Annotated in this window: 19 protein-coding genes; 13 read left to right on the forward strand and 6 right to left on the reverse strand. The window is 71.8% G+C overall.

What is annotated here, in order from left to right; all coding sequences use genetic code 11:
- The first annotated feature begins 160 nt into the window (after nt 1-160).
- Nucleotides 161-550 carry a YccF domain-containing protein gene (locus AF1_RS12410; RefSeq protein ID WP_067796952.1) on the forward strand — a complete coding sequence of 130 codons (390 nt, stop codon included), beginning with the start codon at nt 161-163 and terminating at the stop codon, nt 548-550.
- Between the two features lie 44 nt (nt 551-594).
- Here AF1_RS12410 and AF1_RS12415 read toward each other — a convergent pair whose 3' ends face one another.
- Nucleotides 595-1,428, reverse strand: coding sequence for a phosphoribosylaminoimidazolesuccinocarboxamide synthase (locus AF1_RS12415; RefSeq protein ID WP_067796955.1), 834 nt, complete (start codon nt 1,426-1,428; stop codon nt 595-597).
- Nucleotides 1,429-1,576: 148 nt separating this feature from the next.
- Here AF1_RS12415 and AF1_RS12420 point away from each other — a divergent pair, with 148 nt between their 5' ends.
- On the forward strand, nt 1,577-2,353 hold the full coding sequence (locus AF1_RS12420; protein ID WP_067796958.1) for an MgtC/SapB family protein: 777 nt from the start codon (nt 1,577-1,579) through the stop codon (nt 2,351-2,353).
- Between the two features lie 103 nt (nt 2,354-2,456).
- Here AF1_RS12420 and AF1_RS12425 read toward each other — a convergent pair whose 3' ends face one another.
- Nucleotides 2,457-3,008, reverse strand: coding sequence for a hemerythrin domain-containing protein (locus AF1_RS12425; RefSeq protein ID WP_207394090.1), 552 nt, complete (start codon nt 3,006-3,008; stop codon nt 2,457-2,459).
- A 96-nt stretch (nt 3,009-3,104) separates the two neighbouring features.
- Here AF1_RS12425 and AF1_RS12430 point away from each other — a divergent pair, with 96 nt between their 5' ends.
- Nucleotides 3,105-5,786 carry a helix-turn-helix transcriptional regulator gene (locus AF1_RS12430; RefSeq protein ID WP_067797083.1) on the forward strand — a complete coding sequence of 894 codons (2,682 nt, stop codon included), beginning with the start codon at nt 3,105-3,107 and terminating at the stop codon, nt 5,784-5,786.
- A 56-nt stretch (nt 5,787-5,842) separates the two neighbouring features.
- Here AF1_RS12430 and AF1_RS12435 read toward each other — a convergent pair whose 3' ends face one another.
- On the reverse strand, nt 5,843-7,216 hold the full coding sequence (locus tag AF1_RS12435) for a sensor histidine kinase (RefSeq protein WP_067797085.1): 1,374 nt from the start codon (nt 7,214-7,216) through the stop codon (nt 5,843-5,845).
- A gap of 118 nt (nt 7,217-7,334) precedes the next feature.
- Nucleotides 7,335-7,487, reverse strand: coding sequence for a hypothetical protein (locus AF1_RS34280; protein ID WP_157419174.1), 153 nt, complete (start codon nt 7,485-7,487; stop codon nt 7,335-7,337).
- A gap of 532 nt (nt 7,488-8,019) precedes the next feature.
- On the opposite strand from AF1_RS34280, the gene AF1_RS12440 reads away from it, so the two are divergent.
- Nucleotides 8,020-9,129 (forward strand): hypothetical protein, encoded by a 1,110-nt coding sequence (locus AF1_RS12440; RefSeq protein ID WP_067796961.1) that lies wholly within the window; start codon nt 8,020-8,022, stop codon nt 9,127-9,129.
- Between the two features lie 4 nt (nt 9,130-9,133).
- Here AF1_RS12440 and def read toward each other — a convergent pair whose 3' ends face one another.
- Both def and AF1_RS12450 read right to left on the reverse strand, forming a co-directional pair.
- Complete coding sequence (def, locus tag AF1_RS12445; protein ID WP_067796964.1) at nt 9,134-9,667, reverse strand: peptide deformylase; 534 nt, start codon at nt 9,665-9,667, stop codon at nt 9,134-9,136.
- Between the two features lie 311 nt (nt 9,668-9,978).
- A complete protein-coding gene (locus AF1_RS12450; RefSeq protein WP_067796967.1) occupies nt 9,979-10,479 on the reverse strand; it encodes a helix-turn-helix domain-containing protein in 501 nt (166 codons plus the stop codon).
- Nucleotides 10,480-10,983: 504 nt separating this feature from the next.
- On the opposite strand from AF1_RS12450, the gene AF1_RS12455 reads away from it, so the two are divergent.
- From AF1_RS12455 to AF1_RS12495, 9 genes are all read left to right on the forward strand, one after another.
- Nucleotides 10,984-11,331 carry a hypothetical protein gene (locus tag AF1_RS12455; RefSeq protein ID WP_067796970.1) on the forward strand — a complete coding sequence of 116 codons (348 nt, stop codon included), beginning with the start codon at nt 10,984-10,986 and terminating at the stop codon, nt 11,329-11,331.
- A gap of 96 nt (nt 11,332-11,427) precedes the next feature.
- The gene (locus tag AF1_RS12460; protein WP_067796973.1) at nt 11,428-11,784 is read left to right on the forward strand and encodes a DUF488 domain-containing protein; all 357 of its coding nucleotides are present in this window, start codon (nt 11,428-11,430) and stop codon (nt 11,782-11,784) included.
- Nucleotides 11,785-12,093: 309 nt separating this feature from the next.
- Nucleotides 12,094-12,687 (forward strand): DUF4360 domain-containing protein, encoded by a 594-nt coding sequence (locus AF1_RS12465; protein WP_242608880.1) that lies wholly within the window; start codon nt 12,094-12,096, stop codon nt 12,685-12,687.
- A 37-nt stretch (nt 12,688-12,724) separates the two neighbouring features.
- On the forward strand, nt 12,725-13,378 hold the full coding sequence (locus AF1_RS12470; protein ID WP_067796979.1) for a DUF4360 domain-containing protein: 654 nt from the start codon (nt 12,725-12,727) through the stop codon (nt 13,376-13,378).
- A gap of 176 nt (nt 13,379-13,554) precedes the next feature.
- On the forward strand, nt 13,555-14,931 hold the full coding sequence (gene gdhA, locus AF1_RS12475) for an NADP-specific glutamate dehydrogenase (RefSeq protein ID WP_084262819.1): 1,377 nt from the start codon (nt 13,555-13,557) through the stop codon (nt 14,929-14,931).
- Between the two features lie 676 nt (nt 14,932-15,607).
- A complete protein-coding gene (locus AF1_RS12480; protein WP_084262820.1) occupies nt 15,608-17,290 on the forward strand; it encodes a thiamine pyrophosphate-binding protein in 1,683 nt (560 codons plus the stop codon).
- A gap of 8 nt (nt 17,291-17,298) precedes the next feature.
- Complete coding sequence (locus AF1_RS12485; protein ID WP_067796985.1) at nt 17,299-17,844, forward strand: HD domain-containing protein; 546 nt, start codon at nt 17,299-17,301, stop codon at nt 17,842-17,844.
- Complete coding sequence (locus tag AF1_RS12490; RefSeq protein ID WP_084262821.1) at nt 17,841-18,995, forward strand: zinc-dependent alcohol dehydrogenase; 1,155 nt, start codon at nt 17,841-17,843, stop codon at nt 18,993-18,995. Before AF1_RS12485 ends, AF1_RS12490 begins: the two co-directional genes overlap by 4 nt.
- Nucleotides 18,996-19,006: 11 nt before the next feature.
- On the forward strand, nt 19,007-20,233 hold the full coding sequence (locus AF1_RS12495) for an ABC transporter substrate-binding protein (protein ID WP_084262822.1): 1,227 nt from the start codon (nt 19,007-19,009) through the stop codon (nt 20,231-20,233).
- The last annotated feature ends 3 nt before the right edge of the window (nt 20,234-20,236 follow it).

Here is a 20,236-nt window from a genome sequence, read left to right on the forward strand (position 1 = left end):
GCTCATGATCAGCTTCGGTAGGAGTATCGCCCGCCGGTCCACCGGGGTCCGAGCCCGTTATGAGATCGTCATGGCCCGGAAGACGGCCGGACCAGCGCGTTGCCCGGGCGCCCGGAGGCCTATGCTCGATGGTGGTGACGATGCCGTCAGGAGGCTGCACATGCGGACGTTGTTGAACGTCATCTGGCTGGTGCTGGCGGGGTTCTGGATGGCGCTGAGCTACGTGGTCGCCGGAATCATCTGCTGCGTCCTCATCATCACGATCCCGTTCGGCATCGCCGCGTTCCGCATCGCGGGGTTCGCGCTGTGGCCGTTCGGCCGGATGGCCGTCCCCAAACGGAACGCGGGCGTGGGCTCGCTCATCGGGAACATCATCTGGATCATCGTCGCCGGCTGGTGGCTGGCCCTCGGCCACCTGGTCACCGGCGTCCTGCTCTGCCTCACGATCATCGGTATCCCGTTCGGCATCGCCAACTTCAAGCTGATCCCGATCTCCCTGGCCCCGCTCGGCCACGAGATCGTCCCGGCAGGAGACTCCTCGATCTTCTGAACCGGGCCTTCTGAACTGGGCCGGGACATGCGTCCCGGCCGTGGTCAGGACGTCCAGGTGCGGCCGGTGAGGCGTTCGTAGACCTCGATGTAGCGGGCGCGGGTGGCGTCCACGACGTCCTGGGGGACGGCGGGGCCGGGCGGGGTGCGGTCCCAGTCGAGGGTGCTGCTCCAGTCGCGGACGAACTGCTTGTCCAAAGAGTGCTGGGGGCGGCCCGGCTCCCACGCGTCGGCGGGCCAGAAGCGGGACGAGTCGGGCGTCAGGACCTCGTCGCCCAGGACGAGGGTGCCGTCGGCGGCGCGGCCGAACTCCAGCTTGGTGTCGGCGATGATGATGCCGCGCTCGGCGGCCAGGGCGGCGCCGCGCTCGTAGATCTCCAGGGTGACGTCCTTGAGCCGGGCCGCGGTGTCCGCGCCGATCTCGTTCACGACGTCGGCGTAGGTGATGAACTCGTCGTGGCCCTCGGTGGCCTTGGTGGTCGGGGTGAAGATCGGCTCCGGGAGCCTGGACGCGTCGACCAGCCCGCCCGGCAGCGTGATCCCGGACACGGTGCCGTTCTTCTCGTACTCCTTGAGGCCGAGGCCGGTGAGGTAGCCGCGGGCGATCCACTCGACGGGGAGCATGGTGAGACGGCGGCAGCGGATGGCGCGCCCGGCCCACTCGTCCGGGACGTCCGTCGCCGACACGACGTGGTTCGGGATGATGCCGGCGAGCTGCTCGAACCACCACAGGGACAGCTGCGTCAGGATCTTGCCCTTGTCGGGGACCGGCGTCGGCAGGACGACGTCGTAGACGCTCACCCGGTCGGACGCCACGAGGATCAGCTCGTCCCCGTCCGCGTAGACGTCCCTGACCTTCCCCCGGTGGATCAGCTCCATGACTCCATGCTCCTCGCCTCACAACCCTGCCGGTAGGAGTCTGGCACAGCGGCCCTCCGCCGCCCGCGGCGGCACCGGCCCATGGGTGCCCCCGGGCGGTCTTCGCGTGCGCGGCTTGTGGGGCGGAGCGGGCGGGTAGACACAAAAGGTGATCGACCTGCCGACAGGTCAGGGGCTCGTCCAGATCGGCGAACTGCTCCTGGCGATGGTGCTGTCGGCCCTCATCGGCCTGGAGCGGGGGCTGCGCAACAAGAGCGCGGGCCTGCGCACGCACACCCTCGTCGGTGTCGGCGCCGCCCTGTTCATGATGGTCGGCAAGTACGGGTTCCAGGACGTTCCGGGGACCACCTCGCTCGATCCGTCCCGGGTGGCGTCGCAGATCGTGTCCGGCATCGGGTTCATCGGCGGCGGGGTGATCTTCGTCCGGCGGGACGCGGTGCGCGGGCTGACGACCGCCGCGGTCGTGTGGGTCACCGCGGCGGTCGGCATGGCGGCGGGCGCCGGGCTGCCGATCCTGGCGGTCGCGGTCACCGCCGTCCACTTCTTCATCGTGTACGGGCTCAGTTCGCTGTCGCACCAGTTGCCGCTGCACCGCTTCGGCCCGCCGGAGCTGGCACGGTTGCGGCTCGTCTACCGGGACGGGCGGGGGGCGCTGCGGCATGTCCTGATGGAGTGCACGCAGCGCGGGTTCGTGATCCTGGAGGTCCACGTCGACCGCGACTACCTGCCGGACGACTCCGACCGCGGCCGGGACGAGCGGCGCGACCGGCGCGAACCGCCCGAAAGACGGCGCCCCGGCAACGCGGTGGTGTCGCTGGTGCTGGAGGGCGCGGGCTCGGTCCACGACCTCACCGCGCGCCTCAGCGAACTGGAGGACGTCGTCGGCGTCAGGGTCGGCTCCGACCTGGGGGACGACACCCAGTGAGCCGCTCGGGAACCCCGGTCGGGGGGCTGGAGCCGTCGTCCTCACGGGTGGGGCGGCCCCGCGCGGGGCCGCCCCACCGTGGTCGTTTCAGCCGCGGGCCGTTTCAGCCGCGCGCCTTGCCGATGGCGTCGCGGACACGGTCGGCGATGGCGGCCATCGGGCCGAGCACGACGTTCTTGGTCGGCGACTCCACCCCCGGATGCGGGTGGGTCGGGGCGACCGCCTCCGCGGCCCGGAACGCCTTGGCCATGCCGCGCAGCTGCTCGGGCGTGGCGTTCTTCCGGATGTCGGGGAACTCCTTCTTCTCCTCATTGGTGGCGTGCGCTTCCAGGTCCTTGTGGAAGTCGGAGAACGTTTCCTGGAAATCCGCGGAGTCGAGGTCCATCTTCTCCAGATCCGACAGGATGCTCTTGGCCTTGTTCTCCTCCTCCAGCCGGTCGTCCACCACATGGGAGCGGTCGCCCATGGCGCGGCGGGCGAACGGGTGGACGATCTCCTCCTCGGCGGTCTCGTGCACGGCGAGGAGCTCACGCAGCCGGTCGAAGGCGTCCTTGCGGACCTGACCGCTGTTCTCCTCGACGTTCGACGCCAGCCGGCGGATCTCATCGTGCTGCGAAAGCAGCAGGTCGATAACGTTCTCTGCCGTCTCGGGCATGGTCATCCCCCTCATGAATGCTCGAACCGAGGCGATACCCGGGGGACGGGCTTCAACCCTCCGGGGCGTCCGGGAGGCCCGAGTAGGGTGAACGCCATGCTGTACGGGCGGGATGGGGAGCTGGCCGAACTCGACCGGCTTCTCGGCCGGGCCCGCGCCGGGCGCAGCGGCGTCCTCGTCGTGCGCGGCGAGGCGGGGATCGGCAAGTCGGCCCTGCTCGACCATGCCGCGGCGGCGGCCGGTGACATGCGGGTGCTGCGCGGGACGGGCGTCGAATACGAGAGCGGCATGCCGTACGCGGGCCTCCACCTGCTGCTCGGCCGGCATCTGGACCGGGCCGAGAGCCTGCCGCCGCCGCAGGCGCAGGCGTTGTACGCGGCCCTCAACAGGTGCGGAACCCCGGGAGCCGGCGACCGGTTCCTGGTGGGGCTCGCCGTGCTGACCCTGCTGTCCGACCTCGCGGACGAGCGCCCGCTGCTGTGCGTCGTGGACGACGCCCACTGGGTGGACGGGCCGTCCGCCGAGGCGCTGCTGTTCGCCGCGCGCCGGCTGAACGCCGAGCCCATCGCGATCATCTTCGCGGCCCGCGACGGGGACGCCCCCGAGTTCGCCGCGCCCGGCCTTCCCGAGCTGCGCCTTCGCGGGCTCGACCGCGACACGGCCGCCGCGCTCCTCGCCCAGCACGCCCCCGGCCTGCCCGAGCACGCCAGGCAGGAGGTCCTGGCCGCCGCGATGGGCAACCCGCTCGCGCTCCTCGAACTGCCGGGACAGGACGGCCAGGGAACCTCGTCGGCGTACGAGCGCATCCGGCGGTCGTTCGCCGCGAAGATCGCCGAGCTGCCGGAGCCGGCCCGGCGGCTGGTCCTGCTGGTCGCGGCGGACGATCTCGGCGGCACCGGGGTGATCATGGCGGCGGCGGCCCGGCTCGGCGCGTCCGTCGACGACCTCGCGCCCGCCGAACGCCTGGGCCTGCTGCGCAGCACGGGCGACGGGCGGCTTGAGGTGCGGCATCCGCTGATCCGCACCGCCGCCGTCGGGGACGCGCCGCTCAGCGACCGGCTGGCGGTGCACGACGCGCTCGCCGGCGCCTACCTGGAGCGCGGCGACGCCTGCCATCACGCCTGGCATCTGGCCCGCTCGGTGCCGGGGCCGGACGAGCGGGTCGCGGCCGTCCTGGAGAAGACCGCCGAGGCCGAGCGGGAGACGGGCGGGCATGCCTCCGTCGCCGCGATGTACGAGACGGCCGCCGGCCTCAGCCCGGACCGGGCGGACCGGGGCCGGCGGCTGGCCGCCGCGGCGCGGGCGTCCGCCGACGCCGGGCTGCCCGAGCGGGCGATCGAGCTGGCGGCCCGCGCGGAGGCCGACCTGCCCGACCCGGTGGCGCGGGCCGGGCTGACGCTGATCCGGGCCTCCCTCGCCGACGAGCAGGACCGGACGCGCGACGCCTACCGGCTGTTCGCCGAGACGGCCGCGTCGGTCGCCGAGCTCGATCCGCGCACGTCCGGCTACCTGTACTTCCAGGCCGCGTCCGCCGCCGCCAACGCCGGGGACTTCGGCGCCGTGGCCGGCATCGCCGCCGAAGGCGCCCGGCTCGGCGTGCCGAACGCGCACCATCTGCGCGCGCTGAACCGCGTGTTCGCCGGGCAGAACGCGCTCGCGGACGACGGTGATCTGGCGGCGGGCGTCACGGCGCTGCGCGAGCTGATGGACGGGATGGGCGCCTGCTACGGGCCGCGCGACCGGGTGCGCGCCGGAACGTGGCACCTCGTGCTCGGGGACGTTCCGGGCGCGGCGGAGGTCGCCGCCGAACTGGAGCGGCGGTTGCGGGAGCAGGGCGCGATCGGGCTGCTCGCGCCCGTGCTGATGCTCCGCTCCCGGACCGACCTCCTCCTCGGACGCCATCGCGACGCGCTCACCGCCGCGACGGAGGGCCTGCGGATCGCCGCCGACACCGGGCAGCACCGCATCCGCGTCCATCTGGACACCGTGCTGGCGCAGCTCGCCGCGATCCAGGGTGACGAAGAGCGCTGCTTCGCGCTGACGGAGGAGGCGCTGGCACGTAACGTCCCGCCGGGCAACGTGCACGCCGCGGCGGCCCGGAGCCTGCTCGACCTGGGGCTCGGACGGCACGAGGCCGCCCTCGAACGCCTGGCGGAGGTCGTCGCCGGGCCGAGCAGGGTGGGCGTCATGTCCGCGCTGCCCGACCTGGTCGAAGCGGCCGTCCGGTCGGGCGTCCCAGAGCGCGTGCGGGACGCCGCCGACTGGTTCGGCGCGTGGGCGTCGCAGGTGCGGCAACCCTGGGCGGAGGCCGTCGCGCTGCGCTGTGCCGCGCTTCTCGACCCGTCCGAATCGTCGTACGAACGCGCCCTGGACCTGCACCGCGAGGGCGGGCCACCGTTCGAACGGGCCCGCACCGAGCTGCTCTACGGCGAGTTCCTCCGCAGGTCGCACCGCCGGAACGGGGCCCGTGCGCGGCTGCGCGCGGCCCTGGAGGCGTTCGAGCGGCTGGAGGCGACCCCGTGGGCCGAACGCGCCCGCGGCGAACTGCGCGCCGCCGGCGAAAGCCGCCCCGGCGCCGCCCCGCCCGCCGATCTCGCCGCCCGCCTCACCCCGCAGGAGCTCCAGGTCGTCCGGCTGGCGGCGACGGGCCTCAGCAACCGCGAGATCGGCGCGCAGCTCTTCCTCAGCCCCCGGACCGTCGGCTACCACCTGTACAAGGCGTATCCGAAACTGGGCGTCACGGCCCGCACCGAACTCGCCCGCCTGGACCTCTCCTGACGGACGCGTTCGGCGAGTCCGGGCACGTCCCCGGCGGCCCGGTGGCGGGCGGTTCGTCAGGTGAGGGGGAGGCGGAGGACGAAGCGGGCGCCGCGGGGACTGCCGGCCAGCCGGAGGGTGCCGCCGTAGATCTCGGCTATCTCGCGGGCTATGGGGAGGCCCAGGCCGGTGCCGTGGGGGTCGCGGGCGCGGGATTCGGGAAGGCGGGAGAAGCGTTCGAAGACGCGTTCGCGGAACTCGTCGGGGATGCCGGACCCGTCGTCCAGGACCTCCAGGACGGCGTCGCCGCCGTCGCGGGCGACGGTCACCCGGATGCGCGACTCGGCGTGCCGTTCGGCGTTGTGGAGGAGGTTGCCGAGGACGCGGCTCAGCCGCACCTTGTCCGCGGTGACGACCACGCCCGGCTCCAGCCGGCTGTCGACCGGGACGCGGCCCGCGTACCGGCTCAGCTCGCGGCGGACCAGCCCGGCGAGGTCGACCGGTTCGACGGGTTGCGGGGCGCGGGCGTCGAGCCGGGACAGTTCCAGCAGGTCGGAGACGATGTCGTTCAGGCGTTGCGCGTCGGCCAGGGCGTTTCGGACCACCGGTTTCCACGGGTAGTCGTCCGGTTCGTCCAGCACGACCTCCAGCCGCATCTGCAGCCCGGCGATGGGGTTCCGCAGGTCGTGCGAGGCGTCCGAGACGAACCGGCGTTCCCGGTTGGACGCCTCCTCCAGGCGGGTGAGCGTGGCGTTGACCGTCTCGGCGAGGGTCTGGATCTCACCGGCCGTGCGGGGGACGGCGACCCGCTGGTCCAGGCCGCGGGCGCCGACGTCGGCGAGTTCGGCGCGGAGCTGGTCGACGGGGACCAGGGCCCGCCCGATCGTGTGCCACGTCCACCAGGCGATCAGGGCGAGGAAGGCGGACAGGAGGAGGGCGATGCCCAGCGGCAGCACCCACACGTTCAGGAGGTCGGGTAGGGGGGTGGCCGTCATCACCATCACGTTCGGGCCCCACGGTGATGTGCGCAGGCGCAGCCCGGCGACCCATACGCATTGGTCCAGGAAGGACGGGCAGGTCTTCGCGTCGACGAGCAGGACGCCGGCGGCGAAGTCCGCCCGTGCGAGGGCCGGACGCCCCGCGATCGCCGCGTTGGCCGCCTGGACCCGGCCGTCCGGGCTCACGACCTGCACCATGGGGGCCTCGTCCGGCCGGGTGGTGAGGTCCCCGCGGTTCTTGCCCGAGGTGATCGAGAACGCGATGCGCTCGGTGGTCCGCTCGGTCTTGCGCGCGACCCGGTTCTGCGCCCAGTCCCGCGCGAGCAGCATCAGCAGGACGAACACGAGGGTGAGGATCAGCGCCGCCACCGCCGTGGTGGTGACCGTCGCGCGTCCGCGCACCGAGAGCAGCAGGCGCCGCAGCCGGCGGCGGACGCGGTCCCGCCTCTCCATCGTCACAGCCGGCCCCCGGTCGACACCCTCGGTAGTGATCCATTGCCAAGAGTAGTCGTGCCGCCGCATGTCCCGGCCCCGGCCGCCAAGCGGCGGGCCGGGGCCGGGGGGCGGCCGGTCAGCGGCCCCGGTTGAGCTGCCGGGTGGGCAGTTGCCGGGCGTTGCGGCGGTGGTTCGCGAAATTCGCCGACCTGAAGTCGGAGTTATTCCGTTTGCCCTTCTTCTTGGACTTGGTGAAGGGCGCGGATTCGGGGTTGTCAATGGCGCGCATGAAGAGAACACCTCCGGGCGTGTGTGAATCCGGCCGGGAAGGCCGAGGAGAAAGAAAAGACGGGCGCGCGGCAACAACGCAGGTCACATGGCCTGTATGCGATGAAGGGGCGCCGGTGAAGGAACGGGAGCGGGCCCGCGGCGGTGCCGGGGGCGGCTCAACCGGAGAAGAATCAGAACTCCATGCGTAAGAGTTAGCCATAGCCCTCCGGGCGATGTCAACCCATTAATCCCGGCCGGCCGCGAACCCGGACGGCGGCGAGTGGAGACACATCGCCGGGAGGCTTCATCGGGATTTCTCCGTGGCAACCCCCGGCTTCGGAAGGCGGCGTGTTCTGTGGGTACCCGTTGTCGATGTCATGGCCGGCGCGCATCCAGCTCGGACGCGTCCACGGCCGCGACGACGCACGTGCGGTCCGCCGGTACATCCAGCACGAGCCCGCGCCGCCGTACATGGCCGACGAGCCCGCATGAGCGGAAAGAACATTTCGCCATACCAGTAGTGATCTTTGCTTGTAGGCATAATCACGCGGGTGGTGATGTCGCTTCCGGTACGGTTCCGCAGCGATGGCGTGCGGGTGGCGGTGGAGACCGACCCCCTGCACGCTCCGTTGCGCGACTTCCTCATCAACGACCTGGGTGAGGACGTGTCCGCGATCGCGCGCGCCCAGGGATGGCTGGACGGCGTCCCGTCCGGGCCCTGGCAGGAGAACTACCGCTACCACCGCCTCGACTTCGACGGGACGATCGTCCACGTCCGGGACGTGGACGGCTGGGCGTCCTGCGATCTCGACCCGGCCGTCCTGCGGCAGTGCCTGGAGGAGTACCTCCAGCAGGTCGGGGCCCTGCGGGACCGCCGCGACCGCGTCTTCGGCGAGGCGCGCGAAGGCGAACCGGTGGCGACCTCCCTTGCCCTTGGCTCCGTCTCTCACCGGACGCAGGGCTGGAGGCTGTTCCAGACCCCGCGCGCCGTCCTGGAAGACATGGCCGGGCTCATCCCGCACCCTGACGGCTGCCTCCCGCATGGCGTCCTGGGGACGGGCTCAGGCGCCTGCTGGGCCGACCTCGCCGTCCTGGACGAGGCAGGAACGCGCCTACGCGGCGGCACGAAAACGTTCATGCCACGTGGCATCGACCCAGAGCGCCTGATGGCGGAACTGGGCAACACCCTGACACATGCTCGTTTCATCAACACCATCCCAGGGGCGTGGGCGGGTTTCGTCGCCGGTGTCCCAGTGCACGGCTACGTCGACCCTGCCGCCGTCTTACGGCTGCCCTGCGATCCGATCGAGATCGGCGGTGTCGTCCGGCACGTTCGGGTGTTCTTCCCTGAACTGGCCGATTCCGGTGTTGATCTGGTCGCCGCCGCGTCCACCGCGAGCGACTTCCCCCGGGCCGTGGACGGGCCGCGCCACGTCCTGACGGCGTTCCTGCTGCACGACGTGCAGAGCCATCGTCACCATCTGGAGGTCGTCCGGGCGGCGCGTCCCGGCTGGGAGCACACGGGGAACGCGTGTCACCTGAGACTCGACGTCCGGACCGTCCGCCTGGAGCACATGTGGCTGCCCGGCCACGCCTGCGAGATGCCGACGGGCGAGTTCGCCAGCGTCCTCTATGAATACGAACGCCTTCTGACTCCGTGAACGGTCAGCCCGCCGGGCTCTCCGCGCGCAGGGCCTCGTACTCCTTGAGCACCTTCTTGCGCGTCCTGGCGGAGAGCCTGTCGATGTAGACCTTGCCCTCAAGGTGGTCTGTCTCGTGCTGGAGGCAGCGGGCGAGCAACCCCGTGCCCTCTACCGTGACCGCGTTGCCGGTGACGTCGAAGCCGTGCACGGTCGCATGGTCAGGCCGCGCCAGACGAGCGTAAGGTCCCGGCAGAGAGAGGCATCCTTCGTCGCTGTCGTCCAGCCGCCGGTTCTCCAACGCCGGCAGTTCCAGGACGGGATTCACTAGGACACCCTTATGCCGCTCGCCGTCCGCGTCTGGGCAGTCGTAGACGAAGACGCACAGGTCCACGCCGATCTGGTTCGCGGCCAGGCCGACACCGTCCGCCTCGTACATGCTGGCGAACATGTCGTCGGCCAGTTCCCGCAACGCGGCGTCGAAGTCCTCGACCGGCCGGCACGGCTGATGCAGGACCGGCGTCCCCACCAGCGTGATCGGCCGCGCATGTCCCGCCATGGTCCCGCGCCTCCCGTGTCCGTTCTCGCACGACCGTGCAGAAAATACACGCTTTTCCGGACGGCGATGACGCGTCGGATGCACAGCGTGTTCCGTTCGTCGCACAGAGTCGCCCGTTCGTCGATGCGCAGGGTTGAATCCTCGATCCGGCCGGGGTGGTCTCGCTACGTTCGAGACATCCGCTGAACGGCCGGTGCGAGCCGCTTCGGGGGGAGCGGCCGGTCCTGTGAGCGCACCGGGGCCGGCACGGCGGAACGGGGGGAGAGGGGTCACTTCGGGGGGAAGTGGCCCCTCCGTCTGTTTCCGGAGGGTCAGGGCACGCGGCCGCGCGACGGGTTCGCGGGCGAGAGGCGCCGGTCGCCCGGATCCAGCCGGACGAGATGGTGCAGGAGCAGCAGCGGTTCGATGCGCCGGTCCGGGTCCCTCAGCGCGCCGCCGAGGGCCGCGTCCAGCCGGCGGATGCGATACCGGACGGTCTGCTCGTGCACCAGCAGCCGCTCCGCCGCCGCCACCGCGTTGTCGCGGCACTCCAGGTACGTCAGCAGCGTCCGCGACAGCGCGTCCCGCCGGTGCGGCGGCAGTTTCAGCAGCGGCGCGAGCCGGCTGCCGAGCGCCACGTCCAGCAGTTCCTCGCTCTGCGCCGCCACCAGGGCCGGCAGATGGTCGAGGCAGCGCAGCGGCTCCTTGTCCGGCAGCACGCCGCGCTCGACCAGCGCGAGGCCCCGCCGCGCCCAGCGCAGCGACAGCGCGGCCCGCGCCGGCGGGACGGCCGGGCCGATCGCCGCCCGCGTCCCCTTGAGCGCGGTGAGCATCCGCTCGCGGCCGGGGCCGCCGGGACCCCGGACAGCGGGAGGTCCGGGCGGCGGACGACCTGTTGCGGCTCGTGGCCACCGGACTCGGTCGCGGCGCGGCCCGGCGCTAGGCGGGCGCGGAAGGTTTCGACGGCCCGCGCTTGTCACCCCGCTGACAGTCGCCGCTCGCCTGCCCGGCGTGTCGCGGGTCCCCGGACGCGGCCCGGACGCGCCGCGCCGGACGCGCCGCCGGACGTCCCCCCGCCGGCGAAGAGATCTTCCCGCACCAGACGTTCCACGGCCGAACAGAAAGTCTTCGCAAAGGAAGCCTTCGGCTCGTCCAAACGGCACAGTAATGCCTCCCAAAGGAGCGGAGATCGCGAAGCGGATAAGACGTTTCCGGCGAAACGGAAATGGCTGCTCCACGTCTACCTCCTGGCAAAATTTGACCCGGAGGAAGTCGACTTTCGGTTCCGCCTGCGAAAAGGTCGCCCCGATGCATTCACGAACGCGTAGGGGAAGGTCATGACCATCGAGACGCTCCGCGCCGCCCTGATCGGCGGTCTGCGCCGCCGCGGCCGCGTCGCCCACCCGCCGGCTCCGCCCATGCGCGCCGAACCCCTGTTCGAACCGGTGAACGCGGTACCCGCCGCCGTGCCCGCGGACCGGTGGCTCCCGCACTGGGCCGGGAAACCGGTGCGGTGGCTGACCGCGGGGGAACTCGCCGAGGCGCTCGAATACCTGGAGCGGCACCGCCCCGACGACGACGTCCTCGGCCACGCCCTCGCCGCCGAGTTCGCCCGCCGCACCGCCGAGGACCTCCGCGTCACCGGACGCTGGCAGCTCCCGTCCTCCGGCCACCCCGCGGAGTGACGTAGCGGTCCGGACCGGCCCGGGCGCACGGCCCGGTACCGGCGAAATCCGGGCATCGGGTCGGCAGGCGGGGTATAGGTCGTGCTGGGAGGAAGCATGGAGGTAAGGCTGCGCAGGGTGTACGAGCCCGCCTCGTCCGAGGACGGCAAGCGGGTGCTGGTCGACCGGGTGTGGCCGCGCGGGCTGTCCAAGGACGAGGCGCGCCTGGACGAGTGGGAGAAGGACGTCGCCCCCTCGACCGAGCTGCGCAAGTGGTACGGCCACGACGTGGCCAAGTTCGAGGAGTTCACCGACCGCTACGACGCCGAGCTGCGGGAGCCCGGCCGCGCGGCGGCCCTCGACCGGCTGCGGGAACTCGCCGGCGACGGCACCATCACCCTCCTCACCGCGACCAGGGACATCGACCACAGCCAGGCCGCCGTCCTCGCCGCCCGGCTCCGCGGCACCGGCTGACCGCCCGGACGTCCCCGGCCCGCGCCCCGACCGGCCCGGGCCGGTTTCCATGTGTTCTGTACGCGGGCATTTAAATTCGTTCATGACTTTATGGAACGCTCCCTTTCAACGGAAAGTTTCATGGACGTTCCAAGGCGGCTGTTCCGGGTCGTCGTGGGGGTGGAAACGCTGTTTATTTGATGTTGAAAAGTGCCGATTGACGTCTCTGATATGGGAAGTTTACGCTCCCTTTACGCAACCCCAGCAAGGAGGAATTGCATGCGTAAAGGGATCGTAGTTTCCGCTGCCGCGGCAATTGCCGTGAGCGCCATGACCGCCGCGCCGGCATCCGCCGACACCTTCCAGGTGCCCGGCCCGAACGGGGTGACGATCGAGGTCGCCACCGTCAACGGGTCCGGGTGCCCGGCCGGGACGGCCGCCGTCGCGGTGTCCCCCGACAAGGAGGCGTTCACCGTCACCTACAGCGACTACATGGCGCAGGCGGGCGGTGCCTCGACGGCGACCGATTTCCGCAAGAACTGCCAGCTCGACCTCAAGGTGCACGTCCCCCAGGGGTTCACCTACGCGATCGCCGCCGCCGACTACCGCGGGTTCGCGTCGCTGGAGCAGGGCGCGAGCGCCGTGGAGAAGGCGAGCTACTACTTCCAGGGCATGCCGCAGACCTCCGCCATCTCGCACACCCTGAGCGGCCCCTACGCCGACAACTGGCAGTTCACCGACACCAACGACGTGGCGCAGCTCGTCTACAAGCCGTGCGGTGAGGAGCGCAACTTCAACATCAACACCGAGTTGCGGGCGCTCAAGGGCACCTCGGACCCGGCGAAGACGAGCTTCATCGCCATGGACTCCACCGACGGCAGCATCAAGACCGTCTACCACTTCGCCTGGAAGGCATGTCCCTGATCCGTGGAAGGACGCCTCGAGTAAAGGAGAATCACCGATGCGCAGAGCACTGACCGTATCGGCGGCCGTGGCCGCACTGGCGCTGCCGCTGTCAGCGGCCCCCGCCGCGTCCGCCGCCCCCGCCGACCCCCCGCCGGCCGACCGGATCACCATCGACGTCCTCACCGTGAACGGGTCGGGCTGCCGGGCCGGGACGGCGGCGGTGGCGACGGCGAGCGACAACACCGCGTTCACCGTCACCTACAGCGACTACCTGGCCCAGGCCGGCGGGGCCTCCGGCCCGACCGAGTTCCGGAAGAACTGCCAGATCAGCATGCAGGTCCATGTCCCGCAGGGGTTCACCTACGCGATCGCGGGCGCCGACTACCGGGGCTTCGCGCACCTGGCGGACGGCGCGTCCGGCATGGAGAGGGCGAGCTACTACCACCAGGGCATGGCGCAGACGACGCCGGTCAGTCACACGGTCCAGGGCGTGTACTCGGACAACTGGCAGTTCTCCGACCGGACGCCCGTTTCCGAACTCGTCTTCAAGCCGTGCGGCGTCGACCGCAACTTCAATATCAACACCGAGCTGCGGGTGCTCAAGGGCACCTCCGACCCGGCGGAGACCAGCTTCATGGCCTTCGACTCCACCGACGGCAGCGTCAAGACCACCTACCACTTCGAGTGGAAGCGCTGCCCGGGCGTCTGAGCCCGCTCATCCAGCCGGGTCGCGTCCCCACCGGGGGAGGGCGCGGCCCGGCTCTCCGCTTTGGGAGTTGCAGGGGTTGTTATTGGCAACGCATGTGCTCCGACCTGCGGTGAGTTCGTCTCATGCGGGGAGACGCAGGTTTTAGAGTGGAGGAGACCCAAGGAAGGGACCGCACCATGCCATTGGCCCCCCGTCTGCCGGCGCCACCCGAGACGCTGGCCCTCCTCGAAGAGTCCTACGACAGGGTTCTGCGCCGTGACCCCGGTGAACCGGAGTTCCACCAGGCCGTGCACGAGGTACTCGAATCCCTCGGCCCGGTGCTGGCCGCCCGCCCCAGGCTGGCCGCCGCCAAGCTCGTCGAAAGGATGATCGAGCCGGAACGGCAGATCATGTTCCGGGTGCCCTGGCAGGACGACAACGGCGAGATCCACGTCAACCGCGGCTTCCGCGTCGAGTTCAGCGGCGCGCTCGGGCCGTACAAGGGCGGGCTCCGCTTTCATCCGACCGTGAACCTCGGCATCGTCAAGTTCCTCGGCTTCGAGCAGATCTTCAAGAACGCGCTGACGGGGCTCGGCATCGGCGGCGGCAAGGGCGGCAGCGACTTCGACCCGCACGGCCGCTCCGACGAGGAGGTCATGCGGTTCTGCCAGTCGTTCATGACCGAGCTGTACCGCCACGTCGGCGAGCACACCGACGTCCCGGCCGGGGACATCGGCGTCGGCGCCCGCGAGATCGGCTACCTGTTCGGCCAGTACCGCCGGGTCACGAACCGCTGGGAGGCGGGGATGCTGACCGGCAAGGGCCAGCTGTGGGGCGGGTCCGCCTGCCGGACGGAGGCGACCGGCTACGGCAACGTCATGTTCACGGCCGAGATGCTGCGCCACCGCGGCGAGGACCTGGACGGCCAGCAGATCGTCGTGTCCGGCTCCGGGAACGTCGCGATCTACACGGTGGAGAAGGCCCAGCAGCTCGGCGCCAACGTGATCACCGTGTCCGACTCCGGCGGCTACGTGGTGGACGAGAAGGGCATCGACCTCGACCTGCTCAAGCACGTCAAGGAGGTCGACCGGGGCCGCGTCTCCGACTACGCCGAGCTGCGCGGCGCGTCCGCCCGGTACGTGCCCGGCGGCCGCGTCTGGGACGTCCCGGGCGACATCGCGCTGCCGTCCGCGACGCAGAACGAGCTGGACGCGGAGGCCGCGCGGATCCTCGTCCGCAACGGCGTCAAGGCCGTGTCCGAGGGCGCGAACATGCCGACCACGCCCGAAGCCGTGCACATCTTCCAGGACGCGGGTGTCGCGTTCGGCCCCGGCAAGGCGGCCAACGCGGGCGGTGTCGCCGTCAGCGCGCTGGAGATGCGGCAGAACGCGAGCCGCGCCGCCTGGTCGTTCTCCCGCGTGGAGGAGGAACTGGCCACGATCATGACGGACATCCACGAGACCTGCTACGGGACCGCCGAACGCTACGGCGCCCCCGGCGACTACGTCGTCGGCGCCAACATCGCGGGCTTCGAGCGCGTCGCCGACGCGATGCTCGCCCAGGGCCTCATCTGACCCTGAACGAGCCCCGGCTCCGGCCGGACACCCCCTCTCTGGGACGGACGCCTTCAACGGCGAGGGCCTCCGCCCCTCGGCTCCCCCACCAGGCCACCGGCCCGCACCTCCTCTCCCACACCCCTCGCACTTCCCGCGTCCTTCCGCGTTCCGCGTCCTTCCGCGTTCCCGCGCTTCCCGCGTCCTCCCGGGTTTCCGCGCTTTCCTGCGTTCCCCGCGTCCTCCCGGGTTCCCACGCTTCCCGCGTCCTCCCGAGTTCCCGCGTCCTCTCGCGTCTCCCGCGTTCTCTCGCGTTTCTGCGCCATCTCGCATCTTTGTGTGTCCGTGTCGCTCCCGGCTTCCCGTGTCTTCGCGTCCTCTCGCGCCTCTCGTGCTCCTGCTTCTCCCGGTCTTCCGCGTTCCTGCGGCTCTGAGTTGCGCCCGTCCGTACCGGCCTCGGCATCCGCTCGCCGATGGAACGCGCCCTCGCCGTGACCGGTGACCTTGTGCGGCTCCGTCCGTGACGGCCGGGCCGTTCGCGTGTCGGCGGCCGTTCTGTCCCGGGCGCCCGCGGCGCACTTCGGGCCGGGTGCGGCATCGCCTTCGGCGGTCGTCCCGGGCCGGTCCTGCGGTGATGCGTGAGAGCAACCCCTTGACTGGTGGCTTTCTTTTATAAGATAGTCCCTATCAGTGCCGGATGAGCTGGGAGGCGCGGATGCGGGTCGCCGAGGCGGTGGCGGGAGCGCTCGCCGAGCATGGGGTGTCGTGCCTGTTCGGGGTGCTCGGGGACGGGAACCTGCCGATCCTGGACGTGCTGGTCCGCGAGCACGGCGCGGACTATGTGGCGGCGGCCCGGGAGGACGGCGCCGTGCTCATGGCGGACGGGTACGCGCGGGCCGGAGGGCGGCTCGGGGTCGCGACCGTCACGCACGGGCCGGCCCTGACCAACGCGGTGACCGCGCTGACCGAGGCGGCGCGGGCCGGGACGCCGATGCTGCTCGTCGCCGCCGACACGCCGCCGGGCGACCGGCGCAATCCGCAGGCCATCGACCAGGGGGACGTCGTCCGGCCGACCGGCGCGGGCGTCCAGTGGGTGCACTCGGCGGAGTCGGCCGTGGCGGACGTGGTGCTCGCGATCCGGCGGGCGTTCACCGAGCGGCGGCCGATCGTGCTGAACGTCCCGACACCGCTGCTGGCGCTGGCGGCCGGCGCCGGGCCTGGAACGTTCCGCGAGGATCGGACGCCCGTGCCGGTGCCGCGGGCCGAGGAGGTCGCGCGGGTCGCGGAGGCGCTCGGGCGGGCGGAGCGGCCCGTGATCGTCGCGGGGCGCGGTGCCGCCCACGCGCGGGACGAACTGGTCGCGCTCGCCGAGCGGACGGGCGCGCTGCTGGCCACGACGCTGAAGGCCAAGGGCCTCTTCACCGGTGAGCCGTTCGACGTCGGCGTGTGCGGGGGCTTCGCCACCGCGATCGGGCGGGAGCTGATCAGGGAGTCCGACCTGCTGCTGGCGATGGGCGCCGGGCTCAACTCCTTCACCGTGGACGGCGGCCGGATGCTCGCCGGGAACCCGGTGATCGTGCACAACGATGTCCGGCCCGCGGCGTTCGACGCGTGGACACCCGCCGACCTGCGCGTTCTCGGCGACGCGGGGGCGCTCGCCGCGATGCTCACCGAGGTGGCCGAGCCGAAGACCGGCCGGCGGACCGCCGAGACCGCGCGGCGCCTGACCGAGAACGGCTACGACACCGAGCACCCGGACGGCAGCGACGAGACCGGCCTCGACCCGCACACGGTGGTGGCGGCGCTGGAGCGGATCGTCCCGCGGGAGCGGACACTGGTGGTCGAGGGCGGGCACGCCGCGCTGTCCGAGCCGTGCCGGGGCCTGTCGGTGCCCGATCCGTCCGGGCTGGTGTTCCCCGTCAACTTCGGGTCGATCGGGCTGGGGCTCGCGTCGGCGATCGGCGCGGCGACCGCCCGGCCCGAGCGGGTGACCCTGGCCGTCACCGGGGACGGCGCGCTGATGATGAACCTCGCCGAACTGGACACGGCGGTGCGGCGGGGCCTGCGCCTCGTGGTCGTCGTCATGAACGACGGGGCGTTCGGCTACGAGTACCACAACATGCTGCACCGGGGCATGGACGTCGGCCTGTCGGTCATCCCGCGTCCCGACTTCGCGGCGGTGGCCCGCGCGTTCGGCGCGACGGCCGTGACCGTCCGGACGCCCGGTGAGCTGGACGACCTCAAGGGACTGATCGCCGACCCGTCCGGCCCGGTGCTCGTGGACGCCCGGCTGACCCGGGCGGTGCGGACGCGCTGGTTCGCCGAGCACGAGAACGGGCTCGACCCCGCGGATCCGGACTTCCGGCCGCGCTACCGGTAAGGAGGCACATGTTCACCCGAATGGACCGGGGCACCCGCGAGGAGTGGCTGTACATCCGCGGCGAGACCCTCAAGACGCAGGAGGACGCACCCGACCGGGTGCTGCCGATGCTGGCCTCGCTGTCGGCGTTCCGCGACGGGTTCGCCGTCGACCAGCTCCAGCATTCGCTGCAGACCGCGGCGCACGCGGAGGCGGCGGGCGCGGACGACGAGATGGTGGTCGCGGCGCTGTGCCACGACATGGGCAAGGTGATCTCGACGGCGAACCACGCGGCGGTGGCGGCGGAGATCCTGCGGCCGTACGTGTGCGAGGACGTCTACCGGATCATCCACGCCCACCAGACGTTCGAGGCCGTGCACTACGGCCACCACTTCGGGTGGGATCCGGCCGAGCGGGAGACGTTCAAGGACGAGCCCTGGTACGCCGACGCGATCCGGTTCGCCGACGAGTGGGACCAGGTCGCCTTCGACCCCGGGTTCGACACGCCGCCGCTGGAGCATTTCGCGCCCCGCGTCCGCCGCGTGTTCGGCGGCGTCCGGACCATCACCAAATGAGCGGGGCGGGGACGGCCCGTGCCGTGCTCCAGCGCGCTCCGCGCGATCTCGACCTGGTGGAGCTGCCGCTTCCGGACGTCGGACCCGACGATGCGCTGCTGAGCGTCGAGGCATGCGGGATCTGCGGGACGGACGTGGAGGAGTACAGCGGCGCGCTGCTGGACTCCATCGGCCCCGCCTCGCCGTTCGTCCCCGGGCATGAGCCGGTCGGGCGGATCGCGGCGATCGGGGCGGGGGCGGCGCGGCGCTGGGGGCTCGCCGAGGGCGACCGGGTCGTGGTGGAGCCGGCGCTGCCGTGCGGCGCGTGCCGCGACTGCCGCACGGGCCGGTACGCGCTGTGCGCCGGATGGGACCACCATCCGATGAGCTACGGGTTCATCCCCGCCAGGATCCCGCCCGCGCTGTGGGGCGGGTTCGCCGACCACATGTACCTGCACCCGAACAGCGTCGTCCACCGGGTACCGGACACCGTGGACCCGAGGATCGCCGCGACGTTCAACGCGCTCGCCGCGGGCGTCGAGTGGGCCGTGGAGGTGCCCGGCACCCGCGCGGGCGACTGCGTGGTCGTGCTCGGCGCCGGGCAGCGCGGGCTGACCTGCGTGCTGGCGGCGCGGGCGGCCGGCGCCGGCCCGGTGATCGTCACCGGGCTGGCGGCCGACCGGCACAAGCTCGACCTCGCGCTGGAGCTGGGCGCGACGGGCGCGGTGGAGGCCGACGGGGGCGGCGTCCCGGAGAAGGTCCTCGCGCTGACCGGCGGCGTCCCGGCCGACGTGGTGATCGACGTCGCGTCCCACGACACCACGACCGTGCTGGACGCGATGCGGATCGCCCGGCCCGGCGGGACGGTGGTCCTCGCCGGGCTCAAGGGCGGCAGGCCCGTGCCCGGCTGGGTCAGCGACGACGTGGTCCTCAAGGGGCTGCGCGTCCAGGGCGTCCGGGCGGTCGGGCACACCTCGTTCCGCCGGGCCGTCGCGCTGATCGCGGCGGGCGACCGGCCGCTGCACCGCCTCGTCACCCACTCCTTCGCGCTCGCGGACGCGGCCGAGGCCATCGAGACGCTCGCCGGGAACCGCCCGGCCTCCCCTGAGACCGCCCCCGTGAGCGTCGTGATCACTCCCGACTCCGTCCCCCCGCCTCCACCCCACCCCTAGGAGGAACCCCCATGGCAGGAATCTTTCCGAGGTCGCGCGGCAGAGCGGGCCGGGCCGCCGTGCTGGCCGCGGCGGCGCTGCCCGCCCTCGCGGTCACCGCCTGCGCGTCCGGCTCCGGGTCCGTCGAGGCCGACGCGAACACCATCGTCATCGGCATGGACCAGGACACCTCCGGCGGCGCCGCCGCGTACGCCTCGATCGTCGGCAAGACGATCAAGGACGCGGTCGCCGAGGTCAACGAGCGGGGCGGCATCGGCGGCAAGAAGCTCAAGCTGGTCGTCAAGAGCGACGACAACGACGCGACAAAGGCGCCGACCGTCGTCCGGCAGCTGCTCAGCCAGGGCGCGCAGGCCATCGTCATGAACTCCGGCGGGCAGTCCGTCCTGCAGGTGCAGACGCTGCTGAAGCAGCAGAAGGTGCCCGCGGTCGCGCCGGTGAACATCACCCCCGGCATCGGGGACGGCCCGAACTCGGCGTACACGTACTCGCTCGCGAACCCGACCGCGGACTTCGGCAAGGTCTACGCGGAGGCGTTCAAGAAGGCCGGATACAAGCGGCTCGCCGTGTTCAAGGACGACAGCGCGTCCATCGCCGGGATGGAGAAGGCGCTGCTGACCCCGATCAAGGACGCTGGCATCGAGGTGGTGGCGACGGAGGTGGCGCCGGTGGACGCCAGCGACGTCACCGCGCAGGTCACCCGGATCAAGCAGGCGAAGCCGGACGCGATGCTCGTCACGGCGCTCGGCGGGCAGATGGAGGTGCTCGTCCACAACACCGCGCACCAGCTCGTCCCGGACGTGGACCGGTTCTCGCTCGCGTCCATCGGCAACCAGCCGGACCTGTGGGGCCAGGCTAAGCCGGGGGCGCTCGACAAGCTGGTCTTCGTCGGGTCCATCACGCGGGAGAACGACAAGACGGCCGCGCTGGAGAAGTTCCTGGCGGGCAGGCGCGGCGGCACGGTCAGCGTCACCGCCTACGACGCGCAGGCCTACGACGCGATCGGGATGCTCGCCAAGGCGATCGAGAAGGCCGGGCCGAAGGTGGACGGCGAGGCCATCAACAAGGGCCTTGAGCAGGTGTCGGGTTACCCGTCCTCCTTCGGGCAGAAGGGCTACACCCTGTCGTTCAAGCCGGGCAAGCACAGCGGCACCGACGGGCTCTGCGGCCTGATCCTCATGCAGTTCGAGAACAGCAAGCCGGGCCGGCAGTGGCCGGTGTACCAGCCGGCCTGCGGCTGACAG

Origin of the sequence: Actinomadura formosensis NBRC 14204 (assembly GCF_001552155.1) — a bacterium.
GTDB lineage: Bacteria > Actinomycetota > Actinomycetes > Streptosporangiales > Streptosporangiaceae > Spirillospora > Spirillospora formosensis.

Coding starts and splice junctions, on each gene's coding strand:
- AF1_RS12435 (WP_067797085.1), bottom strand. CDS start 7,216: ATGGAGAGGCGGGACCGCGTCCGCCGCCGGCTGCGGCGCCTGCTGCTC.
- gdhA (WP_084262819.1), top strand. CDS start 13,555: ATGCCATTGGCCCCCCGTCTGCCGGCGCCACCCGAGACGCTGGCCCTC.
- AF1_RS12470 (WP_067796979.1), top strand. CDS start 12,725: ATGCGCAGAGCACTGACCGTATCGGCGGCCGTGGCCGCACTGGCGCTG.
- AF1_RS12455 (WP_067796970.1), top strand. CDS start 10,984: ATGACCATCGAGACGCTCCGCGCCGCCCTGATCGGCGGTCTGCGCCGC.
- AF1_RS12425 (WP_207394090.1), bottom strand. CDS start 3,008: ATGCCCGAGACGGCAGAGAACGTTATCGACCTGCTGCTTTCGCAGCAC.
- AF1_RS12410 (WP_067796952.1), top strand. CDS start 161: ATGCGGACGTTGTTGAACGTCATCTGGCTGGTGCTGGCGGGGTTCTGG.
- AF1_RS12495 (WP_084262822.1), top strand. CDS start 19,007: ATGGCAGGAATCTTTCCGAGGTCGCGCGGCAGAGCGGGCCGGGCCGCC.
- AF1_RS12430 (WP_067797083.1), top strand. CDS start 3,105: ATGCTGTACGGGCGGGATGGGGAGCTGGCCGAACTCGACCGGCTTCTC.
- def (WP_067796964.1), bottom strand. CDS start 9,667: ATGGCGGGACATGCGCGGCCGATCACGCTGGTGGGGACGCCGGTCCTG.
- AF1_RS12490 (WP_084262821.1), top strand. CDS start 17,841: ATGAGCGGGGCGGGGACGGCCCGTGCCGTGCTCCAGCGCGCTCCGCGC.
- AF1_RS12460 (WP_067796973.1), top strand. CDS start 11,428: ATGGAGGTAAGGCTGCGCAGGGTGTACGAGCCCGCCTCGTCCGAGGAC.
- AF1_RS12450 (WP_067796967.1), bottom strand. CDS start 10,479: ATGCTCACCGCGCTCAAGGGGACGCGGGCGGCGATCGGCCCGGCCGTC.
- AF1_RS12415 (WP_067796955.1), bottom strand. CDS start 1,428: ATGGAGCTGATCCACCGGGGGAAGGTCAGGGACGTCTACGCGGACGGG.
- AF1_RS34280 (WP_157419174.1), bottom strand. CDS start 7,487: ATGCGCGCCATTGACAACCCCGAATCCGCGCCCTTCACCAAGTCCAAG.
- AF1_RS12480 (WP_084262820.1), top strand. CDS start 15,608: ATGAGCTGGGAGGCGCGGATGCGGGTCGCCGAGGCGGTGGCGGGAGCG.
- AF1_RS12485 (WP_067796985.1), top strand. CDS start 17,299: ATGTTCACCCGAATGGACCGGGGCACCCGCGAGGAGTGGCTGTACATC.
- AF1_RS12465 (WP_242608880.1), top strand. CDS start 12,094: ATGACCGCCGCGCCGGCATCCGCCGACACCTTCCAGGTGCCCGGCCCG.